Raw genomic sequence first — 14,202 nt, 5'->3', positions numbered from 1 at the left:
CCGGTGCGCGGCCTGCTATCCGGAACCGCCGCACGGTGCGGTCGCGTCCCAGCTGATGTGCAGCACCATGGCCGTGGCGGCGGAACCGCCGCTCCCGCACCCCGCATCCGCGTCGCAGGAATCGTCCTGCTGACCGCGTATCTGGCGTACGCCGGGTGGGTGGCGCTGCGCCCGCTGTCGGTGCCGTGGGTCGCACCGGCCAATCTGGAGCCCTTCGCGACGATCCGCCCCGCGCTCCACGACGGTTCACAGGACGCCCTCACCGGGCTCGCCGGGGATCTGCTGCTGCTGGCGCCGCTCGGGGTGCTGATGCCGCTGGCGACGGGGCGGCTGCACCGGTCCCTGCCGGGGACCCTCGCCCGCACGGTCCCGGGGGGTGCGCTCATCTCGTCCCTGCTGGCGCTGCTTCAGTCGGGCGCACCGGGTCACATGGTGAATGTCGATTCGGTGCTGCTGAACACCGCCGGGGTCGCGATCACGTCGCTGCTGGTCTTCCCGCCCGTACGTGCCGTACTGCGCAGGCGTTGCGACAGGGCGTTCGCGTCCCGTCCCGGGGAGGTGGCTGCAGGGGGGAGACCGTACGACCCTCTCCCCCGCCGGGAGGACGCGGGTCAGGGTCCGACCCCGAGAGCGGCGGGGGTCGGAATCGCCCCGTAGCCCGATGCCGGGGGTGTGACGGGCCCATACCGTGGAAACCCGACACGGCGTAACGATCCGGAGTGAAGGAGTCGCGTCATGGCTGCACTTGCCCGCCCGCGCCAGGAACGGATGATCGGCGGTGTGTGTGCCGGGCTGGCACGCCGCTTCGGCATGAAGCCCAACACCATGCGGCTGATCTTCGTGCTCTCCTGCCTGCTGCCCGGACCGCAGTTCCTGCTCTACATCGCGTTGTGGATCCTGCTTCCCAACGAGGGTGAGAGGACCGCCTGGTAACGGGGAGTCCTTGGGGGAGACCCGGGAGAGACGACGGCGGGCCGCGCATCGTGTCGATGCGCGGCCCGCCGGTCTTGCGTGCGCGTGTCAGAGACGCAGGCCGGAGGTGAGGGGGGAAGTGACCGGAAGACCCAGCGGGCCCTTCTGGTTCTGCGGGCTCTGCGGGTTCTGCAGGTTCTGCGGGTTCGGCAGGTTCTGCGGGACCAGCTTCGCCCAGTCCTGGCCCTGCGGCTGGGCCGCGCGGCCCTGCGGCTGCGCTGCCCGGCCCTGCGGCTGGGCCGCCTGGCCTTGCGGCTGCGAGCCCTGAACCTGCGGCTGCGGCTGCGCTGCCTGGGCTTGCGGCTGCGAGCCCTGGGCCGGGCTGGTCGAGGGGCTGCCGGAGGTGTCGGCGGAAGCGACGCCCATACCGGCGACGACAGCGGCGGCGCTGATCACAGCGACGCTGAGGAGCTTCCTGGTTACCTGCTGCATGAGATTCCGTCCTCATCGTTGGGGCTTGTTCAGCTCGGCGAACGTAGCGATCAGCACGAAACGTCACAAACACCTGAGGATGTGCGGAAGTCGGGCAGGTGATCCGATGAACTTCTGCCACCGGCGCCTTGCCCCGACCCCCGCAATCAGCGGCCCCCACGGAAGACTTCGCAGGTCATACCCCCTGCTACGTCAGTCCCTGAAGAGCCACTCGGACTTCAGCTCCGCATAGCCGGGCTTGATCACCTCATTGATCATGGGCAGACGTTCATCAAAAGGAATGAACGCAGACTTCATCGCATTGACGGTGAACCACTGCATGTCGTCGAGCGTGTAGCGGAACGTCTCCACGAGGTGCTCGAACTCCTGGCTCATGCTGGTGCCGCTCATGAGCCGGTTGTCGGTGTTGACCGTCGCCCGGAAGTGCAGCCGGCGCAGCAGCCCGATGGGGTGCTCGGCGTACGAAGCGGCCGCGCCCGTCTGAAGGTTGGACGACGGGCACAGTTCGAGCGGGATCCGCTTGTCCCGGACGTACGAGGCGAGACGGCCCAGCTTCACCGACCCGTCGTCCTCGGCCTGGATGTCGTCGATGATGCGCACCCCGTGGCCGAGCCGGTCCGCGCCGCACCACTGGAGGGCCTGCCAGATCGACGGCAGCCCGAAGGCCTCGCCCGCGTGGATCGTGAAGTGGTTGTTCTCCCGCTTGAGGTACTCGAAGGCGTCGAGGTGCCGCGTGGGAGGGTAGCCCGCCTCGGCGCCCGCGATGTCGAAGCCGACGACGCCCACATCGCGGTACCTGTTGGCGAGTTCGGCGATCTCGAGGGCGCGTGCCGCGTGCCGCATCGCGGTGAGCAGCGCGCCGACGCGGATGCGGTGGCCGGCGGCTCGGGCACGCCGCTCGCCCTCGCGGAAGCCCTCGCCGACGGCCTCGACGACCTCTTCGAGCGAGAGGCCCTTCTCCAGGTGCTGTTCGGGTGCGAAGCGGACCTCCGCGTAGACGACTCCGTCCGCTGCCAGGTCCTCGGCGCACTCGGCGGCGACGCGGAAGAGCGCGTCGCGGGTCTGCATGACGCCGACCGTGTGCGAGAACGTCTCCAGGTACCGCTCGAGGGAACCGGAGTCGGCGGAGGCGCGGAACCAGCTCTCCAGCTTGGCCGCGTCGGTCTCGGGAAGGGCTTCGTACCCCGTCTCCCGGGCCAGTTCGACGATGGTCGCGGGCCGCAGACCACCGTCGAGGTGATCGTGCAGCAGCACCTTCGGGGCCCGGCGGATCTGCTCGGGGGTGGGAACGGTGTTGAGGGTCTGGCTCGTCATCTGCGTACTGTAGCTCCTACGCGCGTAGATGGCATCTGTGCCACAACTCCCTTTTCGCCGTTCTGTGTTGCGGACGCAGGAGGTGTTCGATACCCAATGGTGATCCAGTAGCACCGGACGTGCACTCCGGCTTCTGCCATCGTCTTCCTCATGGCTCAGCAAGCTTTGCCCGAGCGGGAGGCCCGACTGGGGCGGGCGATGGGCGCGGACGCGGACGGGACGGCACCGCACGCGGTGGTGCTGCTGCTGCCGGGGGGCGGGCTGCCCCGCAGCACCCGGCGGCCCTCGGCAGTCGCGGCAGCGGCGTTACGGCCTTTCGCGCGGCGGCTGGTGCGGGCCGCGCAGCAAGGCGAACCGGACGTCTCCCTGGTGGCACACACCCTGCACTACCGCTACCGCGGCTGGAACGGGCGAGCGGCACACCCTGCGCAGGACGCGGAATGGGCGGTCGCCGAAGTGGTGCGCCGCTACGGGGACGTTCCCGTGTGCCTGGCAGGCGTGGACGTCGGGGCGCGTGCGGCGCTGCGGGCCGCGGGACACCCGATGGTCGACTCCGTACTGGCGGTCTCTCCCTGGCTGCCCGGAACGGAGGACGACGCGGGGGACGACGCTGGAGACGACGCGAGGGACGACGCTGGAGACGGCGCCCGCCCGGACGCGCACGGCGGCGCGGGGGCAGCTGACGACGGCAGGGGCGGGAAGGCGGAGGGCGCAGGCCGGATGAGCGGAGACGGGACCGGCGGTGCGGCTCCGACAGGGCCGGGGGCGGAGCCGTCCGGTTCCCGGCAGGGCGCCGGACGGAGGGCGAAGCAGGCCGCGTGCGAATCCGAGCCGGTCAGGCAACTGATCGGCAGGCACGTGCTGTTGGTGCACGGTTCGGACGACGAGCACACGGCGCCGGAGCTGTCGTACCGGCTGGCGGAGCGGGCGAAGAAGTCCAACGCGAACGTCTGCCGCTTCGAAGTCCACACGGACGGGCACAGGTTGCGCCATCACCAGGCCGAAGTCGCCGCCCTGGCCGAGAACTTCATTCTCGGAACGCTGTGCGGCCGGGAGCTGGCCCGGCCGCTCACCGATGCTCTGGCCGCACCGCCGCCACTCGGCCTCAGGATGCCGCTCGCGACGGGCTTCGGCCGCAGCCTCCGCCGCTGACGGCCCGGACGGACGAGCCGGACCCGCGGCTCGACCGCCCGCCCGGACGGTTCGCCGTCCACCCGGGCCTCGCGCGTCCGGACCGCGCCCGTCCGGCAGACCGGCGCGACGCGCGGATCAGGACGCGCGGCCCGTGTGGACGGTGGTGGCCGCCAAGTAGAAGACGTCCGGGCGGTGCATGATCCCGGTCGGGGCGTCCTCGTCGAGCAGGGCCTCCAGGGTGCGCTTGTCCTCCGCGTCCAACTGCTCGTCGAACGCCTCGCGTTCGCGGGACAGGTGGGTGCGCAGCTGGCTGCGGACGGCGTGCTCGAGCGGCGCGGGCACGTCGGTGAGGAAGCTGCGGCTGCCGGCCGGCGAGAGGCCCGCGCGGGCCAGCATCGCCGGCCAGTCCTCGACGGTTCGTGTGTGGCCGGGAAGGGCGGCGCGCATGCCACTGAACCAGTCCTGGGTCAGCGCCTCCAGCCGTGCCAGCAGTCCCGGCCGCCCCAGACCGATGTCGCGGGGCAGGTAACGGGGGGACAGTCCGCGCTCGACGACGGCGAGCAGCCCGCCGGGGCGGACGGATGCGGCGAGCGCGTCCAGGGCGGCCTGCTGGTCACCGATGTGGTGCACGACATGGCTGGTCCAGATGACGTCGGCGCTCCCCAAGTGGCCGAATCCCTCCGGGAGCTGCGCTTCGAGCGTCTTCACGCGGCTGCCCACGCCCTCGCGTTCGGCACGGCTGCGCGCCCGCTCCAGCAGCGCGGGCTCGCCGTCCACGGCTACCACCTCGGCCTGCGGGAACTCGCGGGCGAGCAGCGCCGTGTGGACACCGGGACCGCTGCCCACGTCGAGCAGCCGCGCGGCGATCTCCGGGCCGCAGCCGCCCTCCAGCAGCAGGCCCCGCAGCCAGGCCGCCGCCTCCTCCGCGAAGCCGATGCGCAACTCGGCCTCCTGTTCCAGGAATTCGGCCATCGCCTCCCAGTCGACGTCGTCCTCCCCGTGCGCATGCCCGTGCCCGTGTCCGTGCCCGTGTCCGGTGTGTGTGCCAGCTCCCACGTCGTCCTCCTCGTTCCTGCGGCTCCGCTCGACCGCACTGTTGCGGAGCGTGCGGCCAGGCACCCGTTTCCGGCAACTTGTGTTGCTGTTTCCGGGAAATAGAGCGATGAGATGACGGCCGGCCGGGTCGCCGCGCAGGGGCAGGCGCAGTGAGTACAGCGCGCCCCGCCGCCCGTCACCCCGAAAGCAGCCGGCCCCGCCGGTTCAGCAGGAAACTCTTGAACGCCGCGACCGGTGGTGTGTCCGGCCGTCCCGCGGACCAGGCGAGTCCGATCTCCCGGACGGCGCGCGGCGCCGAGACGTTCAGCTCGCGCACTCCGGGACGCGGAACCGCCGGCGGGGGAAGCAGGGCGACTCCCAGGCCCGCCGCGACGAGCCCGCGGATCGTCTCCGCCTCCTCCCCCTCGAAGGCGATCCGGGGCGTGAACCCGGCCTCGGCGCACAGGGCTTCGAGAATGCGCCGCATCCCGTACCCCTTCTCCAGCGTGACGAAGTGCTCGTCGGCTGCCTCGGCGAGGCGGACCCGGCGCCGCGCGGCAAGCGGATGGTCGTCCGGTACGACCAGACGCAGCCGCTGCTCGTCCAGGCGGCGGGCGACGAGGTCGGGGGCGTCCGGCACGGGCGAGGTGAGGCACAGGTCGAGATCGCCGGCGCGCAGCCGGTCCAGCATGGCCTCGCCGTAGTTCTGGACGAGGACGAACCGCACCCGCGGATGGTCGGCCCGGAAGGCGCGGATCAGACCGGGGACGGTCTCCCAGCCGAGGGTGTGCAGGAACCCGAAGGCCACCTTGCCCTTCGACGGGTCGGCGTCGGCCTGCACGGACTCGGCCGCCTGCTCCACCGCTTGGAGCGCCCGTTCCGCGGACGCCAGGAAGGTCCGTCCTGCCGGCGTGAGGGCGAGGGCGCGGCCGCGGCGGGCGAAGAGCGCGACGCCGAGGTCGCTCTCCAGACGGGCGACGGCGCGGCTCAACGTCGACTGCGGGACGCCGAGTTCGGCTGCCGCGCGGGTGACGTGCTCGTGCCGGGCCACGGCCGCGAACTGAGCGAGGCGGGGAGTGAGATGTGCTGCCCAGTCGGATGTGACCGGGATGTCTTTCTCGTTACGTGGTGGTGACATGACCCGCCTCAACTGCTGTGATGCACATGTGGATCGATTATGGTCTCTCTGTGCATTGGACGCATCAACGGGTCCGTACGTAGCGTCGAAGCATGCCCACTGCCGATACCGAGGCGCTCACCGCGGTGGGCGCCTCCGCCGAGACCGCGGCCGGCACCCCTTCCGCGGCCGCCCATGACGCCGAAGCGACCAAGCTGAGCCCCGGCGACCCCGGGCACAGCCGGATGCGCCTCGCGCTCTTCGCCGCCGGACTGGCGACCTTCGCCCTGCTCTACTCCACGCAGGCGCTGCTCCCCGAGATCTCCCGCGATCTGCACGCCGACCCCGGCCTCGCGAGCTGGACCGTCTCCGGCGCGACCATCGGCCTCGCCCTGGCGGTGCTCCCACTGGCCGCGCTCTCCGAGCGCTTCGGACGCCGCCGCCTGCTGACGGTCTCGATGGGCGTGGCCGTCACGCTCGCGCTGGCGGTCCCCTTCGCGCCGGACCTGGGCACGCTGATCGCGCTCCGCACGCTTCAGGGCGCGGCCGTCGCGGGCGTTCCGGCGTCCGCGATGGCCTTCCTCGCGGACGAGGTGCGCGGCAAGTACCTCGTGGGCGCCACCGGGCTCTTCGTGGCGGGCAACAGCGTGGGCGGCATGAGCGGACGCGTCCTCACCGGCTGGGTCACGGAGGCGTGGGGCTGGCGCGTGGGCCTGGCATCGGTGGCACTCGCGTCGTTGCTGTGCGCGGTGGCCTTCCTGCTGCTGGTGCCCCGGGCCCGCCACTTCCGCCCCGCTCCGCTGAACGCGCGTGCTCTCGCCCGTACGGTCTCGGCACATCTGCGCAATCCGCTGCTCGTGCGGCTCTACGCCATCGGCATGCTGTTCATGATCGTCTTCGGCGCGGTCTACACCGTGATCGGCTACCGGCTGGTGGCCGAACCCTTCGGGCTCTCCCAGGGCCTCGTCGGCTCGGTCTTCGTCATCTACCTGGTGGGAACGGCCACTTCGGCCACGGCCGGCAAGCTGAACGCCCGGCTGGGACGGCGCGGCATGCTGTACGTCGGCATCGGCACCGCCTCGACGGGCCTGCTGCTGAGCCTGGCGGACAGCCTGGCGGCGGTCGTCGCCGGGCTCGTGCTGATCACCGCGGGATTCTTCGCCGGGCACGCCGTCGCGTCGGGCTCGGTCAGTCGCACCGCGACCGAGGGGCGTGCCCAGGCTTCGGCGCTGTACCAGATGGCGTACTACACGGGCAGTTCGCTGGGCGGCGCCCTCGGCGCGGTCGCGTTCGCCGCGGGCGGCTGGGCTGCCACCGTCGTACTGACACTGACCGCGATGGTGCTCGCGGGAGCGGTGACGGTCTACGGCAGCCGGGCGGCGGCGGTGCAGCGGCGGCGGCCGATCGAGGCGCGGGCCTGATCGGAGTGCGCGCCTGACGGCCTGCTCCGCCGCCGCGGGACCCTCAGTCCAGGGGGAAGTCCGCTGTCTCCAGGGTGAGTTCGAAGGGTTCCGGCAGCCGGATGTCCTCCCCCGCCTTCACCGCGGTGTGGACCCGGTAGACGTCTCCGGTCGGCTCGCCGTAAAGGGTGACGGTCGGCCCGCCCGGCGCATGGCCGTCCACCAGCAGATAAAGCGGGACGCCCGCCTGGGCGTAGCCCGCGGGCTTGCTGATGCGGTCGTGCCCGGCGTCGGACGGCGAGGTGATCTCGACGATCAGCTCGGCCGCGGCGGCGGGGATGTAGTTGCCGGGCTCGTGCAGAACTGCTCTCGGAGCCACCACCAGGTCCGGGATGTAGAGACCACTGCGCGAGGGGACGGCTGCACCCAGCGTCTGGTAGATCCCCCACTCCTCCGGAATGACTGTGTAGAGGCGGCGCTGGGTCAGGTCGGCGATGCTGTTGTGGTTGTTGGCAGGCGGCGGCGACACGGTGACGATCCCCTCGATGATCTCCACCTTGCTGCCCTCGGGTCCGTCGGTCTGCTCCCAGATGCGGACCAGGTCGTCCCACTCCTGGCCGTCGGCCGGGCCGTGTTCGACGGTGAGTGCGCTCATGGCGGTCTCCTTCATGGGTACGTCACCGGCTCCAGCATGCCGAAAGGCAACGCCGCGGCGCTACGGACGACCGTCACCCGAAAGGGATTCCGAGGTCACACCACGCGTTCCAGCACGATCGGCGTGACCGCGAACTCCGTGCCCTGCGGGGCGATGTCGTACGCCCCTTCCAGCGCCTCCTGGGCGTAGGCGAACTTCTCGGGGGTGTCCGTGTGGAGCGTCATCAGCGGCCGGCCCGCCGTGACCGGGTCGCCCGGCTTGGCGTGCATCTCGATGCCCGCTCCCGCCTGCACCGGGTCCTCCTTGCGTGCCCGGCCGGCGCCGAGCCGCCAGGCGGCCAGGCCCACGGCGTAGGCGTCGAGCCTGGTGAGGATGCCGGAGGCGGGGACCATGATGGTGTGCTGTTCACGGGCGGAAGGCAGCTCCGCGTACGGGTCCCCGCCCTGGGCGATGATCATTCGCCGCCAGTGGTCCATGGCGCGGCCGTCGGCGAGTGCCTTCGAGGGGTCCGCGTCGGGGAAGCCCGCGGCGGTGAGCATCTCCTGGGCCAGGGAGAGCGTGAGTTCGACGACGTCGGCCGGACCTCCGCCCGCCAGCACCTCGACGGACTCGCGCACTTCGAGGGCGTTGCCTGCGGTGCCGCCCAGCGGTGTGGCCATGTCGGTGATCAGGGCCCGGGTCCGCACGCCGTGGTCGTTGCCCAGCCCGACCATGGTGGTGGCCAGCTCGCGGGCGTCGTCCCGCGACTTCATGAAGGCGCCCGAGCCGACCTTCACGTCGAGGACCAGCGAGCCCGTCCCCTCGGCGATCTTCTTGCTCATGATGGAGCTGGCGATGAGCGGGATCGACTCGACCGTTCCGGTGACGTCGCGCAGCGCGTACAGCTTCTTGTCGGCAGGTGCCAGCCCGTCGCCCGCCGCGCAGATGACGGCTCCGGTGTCGCGGAGGACACCGAGCATCTCCTCGTTGCTGAGTGCCGCCCGCCATCCCGGGATCGACTCCAGCTTGTCGAGGGTGCCGCCCGTGTGGCCGAGACCCCGGCCGGAGAGCTGCGGCACGGCCGCGCCGCAGGCGGCGACGAGCGGGGCGAGCGGCAGCGTGATCTTGTCGCCGACGCCGCCCGTCGAGTGCTTGTCGGCCGTGTGCCTCGCGAGCGAGGCGAAGTCCATCCGCTCGCCCGAGGCGATCATGGCCCCGGTCCAGTGTGCGATCTCGTCCCGTGACATGCCGTTGAGCAGGATCGCCATCGCGAGCGCCGACATCTGTTCGTCGGCGACCTCGCCACGCGTATAGGCGTCGATCACCCAGTCGATCTGCTCACGGGTGAGCGTGCCGCGGTCACGCTTCGTACGGATGACAGAGATGACGTCCATGGACATATAGCGGGAGTCTCCTTCACACGGGGGCGGGAAACCGATCGGTGTCGAAAGTCACGGACTGGAGCGGGACGGACATCCTCGTCGAAGGTCCGGTGACGAGCGGGCCGGCCGCCGTGGTGTCGGCGGCCGGCCGTTCCGTGAGCGTCCCGTCAGCGTTTCAGGTCGGACGGGCCGAAGGCGTCGGGCAGCAGATCCGCCAGTGTGCGGATGCCGCCCTCCGTCTCCACGAGGAGCTCGGGGCCGCCGTGCTCCCACAGCAGCTGACGGCAGCGCCCGCACGGCATCAGCACGTCCCCGTGCCGGTCGACGCAGGTGAACGCGGTCAGTCGTCCGCCACCCGAGGCGATCAGCGACGAGATCAGCCCGCACTCCGCGCACAAGGCCACCCCGAAGGCGGCGTTCTCCACGTTGCAGCCGGTGACCGTACGGCCGTCGTCGGCCAGTGCCGCCGCGCCGACCGGGAAGCCGGAGTAGGGGGCGTAGGCCCGGGACATCATCTCCCGGGCCGAGGCGCGCAGGGCGGCCCAGTCGACGTCCGTGCCGTCGGCCGGGTCGCTCGTCATGTGCCCTGTCCCCTGCGGTAGGACCGTCCGATGGCCTTGGGCGGCCTGAGTCGCTGCGCGGCGAGCGAGAGCACCAGCAGCGTGGTGATGTACGGGCTCATCTCGACGAACTCCAAGGGGACGGTGTCCGTCACCAGATACCACACCAGCAGCCCCACGGCCGCCACCCCGGAGAGCGCCGCCTGTATCACTCCGCCCTTGCGCAGCTTCCACAGCGCGAGGGCCGCGAGCAGCACGGCGACGAGCAGCAGCAGCGCGTGTACGGTCGGGCCGCCGCCACGGAGCTGCAGTGCGTCCATGAAGCCGAAGAGGCCCGCACCCATGGCGACACCGCCCGGCCGCCAGTTGCCGAAGATCATGGTGGCCAGGCCGATGTAGCCGCGTCCGCCGGTCTGCTGGTCCTGGTAGATGTGCACGCCGATCGCCAGGAAGGCACCGCCGAGACCGGCGAGGGCGCCGGAGACGACGACGGCGGCGTACTTGTAGCGCAGCACGTTGACACCGAGGGTCTCCGCGGCGATCGGGCTCTCGCCGCAGGAGCGCAGCCGGAGCCCGAAAGAGGAACGCCACAGCGCGAAGAAGCTGCCCACGAAGAGCAGGACGGCCAGCAGCGCGAGCCAGGAGACGTTGCTCACCAGGGCCCCGAGGATGCCCGCCAGGTCGGAGACGAGGAACCAGTGGTGCTTCTCCACGGCCTGCAGTCCGTCGGCCAGCCCCGGCACGCTGAACGTCGGCATGTCCGCCATGGGCGGCGACTGCTTGTCGTTGCCGCCGGCCTGCGCGGCATCGCTGCCCTCCGCGCCGAACCACAGCTTGGCGAGGAACTGCACGACGCCGAGCGCCAGGATGTTCACGGCGACACCGGAGACGATGTGGTCGACGCCGAACGTGACGGTGGCGACGGCGTGGATGAGACCGCCGAGCGCGCCGCCGACGATTCCGGCGAGGGCCGCGACCCACGGGCCGTGCTGCCAGCCCATCCATCCCGCCGCGAACGCGCCGAGCATCATCATGCCTTCGAGGCCGATGTTGATGACGCCCGCGCGTTCCGACCACAGCCCGCCGAGGCCGGCCAGCCCGATGGGGATGGCTGCGCCCAGCGCGGCCGAGTACTGGCCGCTGGAGGTGACCTCGTTCGAGCCCGTGACGATGCGCAGCAGGGAGAGCGTGATCAGGCCGACCGCGATGATCAGCAGCACCACCGGGTACGAGAGCCGGCGCCCTCCCCCGGCGGGCGTGCCCTTGCCGGACCGCGCTCCTTTGCCGCCGCCGTTGCCGGCCTTCGCCGTGCCGCCGGTCTTTTCGTGTGTGCCGGTGCCGTTCCCGCCGGCCGTGGCAGTGATGTTCGTGCTCACGCGGACACCTCCGCCTTCTGGTCGTTCTTGCGGGCCTGCGCGGCCAGCTCCTCGCCGACTTGACGTTGTTGCCTGCGGAGCCCGTAGCGCCGGACGACCTCGTACGCGATGACGACGCAGAGGACGATGACGCCCTGCATCACACCGACGATCTCCTGCGCGTACTCCTCGAACTCCAGCTGTGTGCCCGTACGTTCGAGGAAGCCCCACAGCAGCGCACCGAGCGCCATGCCGACCGGGTGGTTGCGTCCCAGCAGTGCGATGGCGATGCCGGTGAAGCCGATGCCCGCCGGGAAGTCGGTGCCGTAGTTGAACGACTTGTTGAGCAGCGTGGGCATGCCCACCAGGCCCGCGACCAGGCCGGACAGCACCATCGAGGTGACGACCATCCGCTTCACGCTGACGCCGCTCGCGGAGGCCGCGGACTCGGAGCGTCCCACTGCCCGCAGGTCGAAGCCGAAGCGCGTCCGGCCCAGGACGAACCAGTACGCGGCGCCGGTCACGACGGCCAGGATCAGCGTGCCGTCGATCGGGTCCGGCGTGGTCGGGATCGTGAAGAAGTGGCTGGACGCCGGGATGTCCGGGGTGTGGAAGAGGTTGCCGTCCTTGACTGCGAGCCTGCCGTCCTGCAGGAAGTAGCCGATGGTCGAGGCGGCGATGAAGTTCAGCATGATCGTCGTGACGACCTCGCTGACCCCCCGGGTCGTCTTGAGCAGGCCCGCGATTCCCGACCAGACCGCGCCCACCAGCATCGCGACGACGAGGATGAGCGGGATCTGGACGAAGCCCGGCAGCGTCAGGGCACCGCCGACGACGGCGGCGCAGAAGGCGGCGATGCGGTACTGGCCGTCGACGCCGATGTTGAAGAGGTTCATGCGGAAGCCGATGGCCACCGCGACCGCAGCGAGGTAGTAGGGGATCGCCTTGTTGATGATCCATACCTGGCTGTCGCTCTTCGAGCCGAAGTCGATCATCACGTAGAAGGCGTGGAACGGGTCCTTGCCGGTCACGCCGATGACGCCGGAGGTGATGACGAGCGCGGCGACGAGCGCGAGCAGAGGCGCGCCGAGTGCCAGGACCAGCCGGTCCTTGTCGAACTTCTTCACCGTGCGTCGCCCCCTTCCGGTGCGTCCGTGCCCCGGCGGCCTTCGTCCGGGACCGCGTCGCGGGGTCCGTCGGGTATCGCGTCCTGCGGTACGTCCGCCGGCGGGCTCCCGCCGGAGTCCCCGGTGTGTTCGAGATGGCCGCTGGCGGCACCCGTCATGGCGGAACCCAGCTCCTCGGGGGTGACGGTCGCCGGGTCGGCGTCGGCGACGAGGCACCCGCGGTACATCACACGCAGGCTGTCGGAGAGACCGATCAGTTCGTCCAGGTCCGCCGAGATCAGCAGCACCGCCAGGCCCTCACGCCGCGCTTCGCGTATCTGGTCCCAGATCTGCGCCTGCGCGCCGACGTCGACGCCACGGGTGGGGTGTGCGGCGATCAGCAGTTTCGGACGGTGGCTCATCTCACGTCCGACGATCAGCTTCTGCTGGTTGCCGCCGGAGAGCGAGGCGGCGGTCACCTCGATGCCGGGCGTACGGACGTCGTACTCGGCGACGATGCGGCCGGTGTCCGACCGCGCACCGGCGATGTCGAGCAACTGGCCCTTGCTGTTGGGCCGTTCCGTGACGTGGCCGAGGATGCGGTTCTCCCAGAGCGTGCCTTCCAGCAGCAGCCCGTGCCGGTGCCGGTCCTCGGGTATGTAGCCGATCCCGCCTTCGCGGCGGGCACGCGTCGAGTGCGCGGTGATGTCCGCACCGTCGAGCGTGACGGTGCCGGACTCCAGCTCCCGCATCCCCATGACGGCTTCGACGAGTTCGGCCTGTCCGTTGCCCTCGACGCCCGCGACGCCGAGGACCTCGCCCTTGTGGATGGTGAACGTGATGCCGTCGAGTACGGCGCGCACCGCTCCGTCCGTGTCGGTCGCCGAGAGCCGCAGGCCCTCCACGCACAGCATCGGCGTCGTCGTGACGGTGGATTCCCGTGTCTCGGGCGACGGCAGTTCGCTGCCGACCATCAGCTCGGCGAGCTGCTTCGGGGTCGTCTCCTCGGGCTTCACCGAGGCGACGGTCGTACCGCGCCGTACGACTGTGATGTCGTCGGCGACGGAGAGCACCTCGCCCAGCTTGTGCGAGATGAACAGGACCGTCAGGCCCTCGGCCTTCAGCTCCCGCAGGTTCTCGAAGAGCGCGTCGACCTCCTGCGGTACGAGGACCGCGGTGGGCTCGTCCAGGATCAGCGTCCGCGCGCCCCGGTAGAGGACCTTGAGGATCTCCACCCGCTGCCGGTCGGCGACACCCAGCTCCTCGACGAGTACGTCCGGACGGATCCCGAGCCGGTACGCGTCCGAGAGCTCCTTGATCTTCTTGCGGGCACCGCCGCCGATGCCGTGCAGCCCCTCGGCGCCCAGCACCGTGTTCTCCAGCACCGTGAGGTTGTCCGCGAGCATGAAGTGCTGGTGGACCATGCCGATTCCGCGTGCGATGGCGTCACCGGGAGTGGCGAACGAGACCTGCTCGCCGTCGACGGTGATGGTGCCCTCGTCCGGCTTCTGCATGCCGTACAGGATCTTCATCAGGGTCGACTTGCCTGCGCCGTTCTCACCGACGAGGGCGTGCACGGTGCCGCGCCGGACGGCGAAGTCGATGTCGTGGTTCGCCACGACGCCGGGGAACCGCTTGGTGATGCCGTGCAGTTCGACCGCAGGCCCGGAGGCCGTGCTCTTCTCCGGGCCCGCCGCCGCGCCGGCCGCCGGTGGGCTGCTGCTGGACGTTGAAATGACGCACTCTCCTGAAACGCCGCTG

The 14,202-nt window shown here is 70.9% G+C and carries 14 protein-coding genes; 4 read left to right on the top strand and 10 right to left on the bottom strand.

Going from position 1 to position 14,202, the window contains the following annotated elements:
* The first annotated feature begins 57 nt into the window (after positions 1 to 57).
* Both ACFPA8_RS01285 and ACFPA8_RS01280 read left to right on the top strand, forming a co-directional pair.
* On the top strand, positions 58 to 657 hold the full coding sequence (locus tag ACFPA8_RS01285; protein ID WP_386440882.1) for a VanZ family protein: 600 nt from the start codon (positions 58 to 60) through the stop codon (positions 655 to 657).
* Positions 658 to 735: 78 nt separating this feature from the next.
* Positions 736 to 933 (top strand): PspC domain-containing protein, encoded by a 198-nt coding sequence (locus ACFPA8_RS01280; RefSeq protein WP_386440880.1) that lies wholly within the window; start codon positions 736 to 738, stop codon positions 931 to 933.
* Positions 934 to 1,020: 87 nt separating this feature from the next.
* Here the strand turns inward: ACFPA8_RS01280 and ACFPA8_RS01275 are convergent, their stop codons facing one another.
* Positions 1,021 to 1,404 carry a hypothetical protein gene (locus ACFPA8_RS01275; RefSeq protein WP_386440877.1) on the bottom strand — a complete coding sequence of 128 codons (384 nt, stop codon included), beginning with the start codon at positions 1,402 to 1,404 and terminating at the stop codon, positions 1,021 to 1,023.
* A gap of 192 nt (positions 1,405 to 1,596) precedes the next feature.
* Positions 1,597 to 2,718 (bottom strand): adenosine deaminase, encoded by a 1,122-nt coding sequence (locus ACFPA8_RS01270; protein ID WP_386440874.1) that lies wholly within the window; start codon positions 2,716 to 2,718, stop codon positions 1,597 to 1,599.
* Positions 2,719 to 3,048: 330 nt separating this feature from the next.
* Between ACFPA8_RS01270 and ACFPA8_RS01265 the strand changes: the two genes are divergently transcribed.
* Positions 3,049 to 3,870 carry an alpha/beta hydrolase gene (locus ACFPA8_RS01265; protein ID WP_386441173.1) on the top strand — a complete coding sequence of 274 codons (822 nt, stop codon included), beginning with the start codon at positions 3,049 to 3,051 and terminating at the stop codon, positions 3,868 to 3,870.
* 117 nt (positions 3,871 to 3,987) lie between these two features.
* Here ACFPA8_RS01265 and ACFPA8_RS01260 read toward each other — a convergent pair whose 3' ends face one another.
* Together ACFPA8_RS01260 and ACFPA8_RS01255 are read right to left on the bottom strand one after the other, a co-directional pair.
* The gene (locus tag ACFPA8_RS01260) at positions 3,988 to 4,908 is read right to left on the bottom strand and encodes a class I SAM-dependent methyltransferase (protein WP_386440871.1); all 921 of its coding nucleotides are present in this window, start codon (positions 4,906 to 4,908) and stop codon (positions 3,988 to 3,990) included.
* Positions 4,909 to 5,083: 175 nt separating this feature from the next.
* A complete protein-coding gene (locus ACFPA8_RS01255; RefSeq protein WP_386440868.1) occupies positions 5,084 to 6,025 on the bottom strand; it encodes a LysR family transcriptional regulator in 942 nt (313 codons plus the stop codon).
* Positions 6,026 to 6,117: 92 nt separating this feature from the next.
* On the opposite strand from ACFPA8_RS01255, the gene ACFPA8_RS01250 reads away from it, so the two are divergent.
* On the top strand, positions 6,118 to 7,425 hold the full coding sequence (locus ACFPA8_RS01250; RefSeq protein WP_386440865.1) for an MFS transporter: 1,308 nt from the start codon (positions 6,118 to 6,120) through the stop codon (positions 7,423 to 7,425).
* A 43-nt stretch (positions 7,426 to 7,468) separates the two neighbouring features.
* Here the strand turns inward: ACFPA8_RS01250 and ACFPA8_RS01245 are convergent, their stop codons facing one another.
* The 6 genes from ACFPA8_RS01245 to ACFPA8_RS01220 form a co-directional block, all read right to left on the bottom strand.
* Entirely contained in the window at positions 7,469 to 8,059 is a 591-nt protein-coding gene (locus tag ACFPA8_RS01245) for a Uma2 family endonuclease (RefSeq protein ID WP_386440862.1), read from the bottom strand.
* Between the two features lie 95 nt (positions 8,060 to 8,154).
* Positions 8,155 to 9,432 (bottom strand): thymidine phosphorylase, encoded by a 1,278-nt coding sequence (locus tag ACFPA8_RS01240; protein ID WP_386441170.1) that lies wholly within the window; start codon positions 9,430 to 9,432, stop codon positions 8,155 to 8,157.
* Positions 9,433 to 9,587: 155 nt separating this feature from the next.
* Entirely contained in the window at positions 9,588 to 10,001 is a 414-nt protein-coding gene (locus ACFPA8_RS01235; RefSeq protein WP_386440859.1) for a cytidine deaminase, read from the bottom strand.
* Entirely contained in the window at positions 9,998 to 11,356 is a 1,359-nt protein-coding gene (locus tag ACFPA8_RS01230; protein ID WP_386440857.1) for an ABC transporter permease, read from the bottom strand. Before ACFPA8_RS01230 ends, ACFPA8_RS01235 begins: the two co-directional genes overlap by 4 nt.
* Complete coding sequence (locus tag ACFPA8_RS01225) at positions 11,353 to 12,462, bottom strand: ABC transporter permease (protein ID WP_386440854.1); 1,110 nt, start codon at positions 12,460 to 12,462, stop codon at positions 11,353 to 11,355. The genes ACFPA8_RS01230 and ACFPA8_RS01225 overlap by 4 nt, the downstream gene beginning before the upstream one ends.
* Positions 12,459 to 14,177 (bottom strand): ABC transporter ATP-binding protein, encoded by a 1,719-nt coding sequence (locus ACFPA8_RS01220; protein ID WP_465270224.1) that lies wholly within the window; start codon positions 14,175 to 14,177, stop codon positions 12,459 to 12,461. The genes ACFPA8_RS01225 and ACFPA8_RS01220 overlap by 4 nt, the downstream gene beginning before the upstream one ends.
* Positions 14,178 to 14,202 lie beyond the last annotated feature (25 nt).

The sequence above is a fragment of the Streptomyces ovatisporus genome (assembly GCF_042653885.1).
GTDB classification, from domain to species: domain Bacteria; phylum Actinomycetota; class Actinomycetes; order Streptomycetales; family Streptomycetaceae; genus Streptomyces; species Streptomyces ovatisporus.
This window is presented reverse-complemented; position numbering and strand designations above follow the sequence as displayed.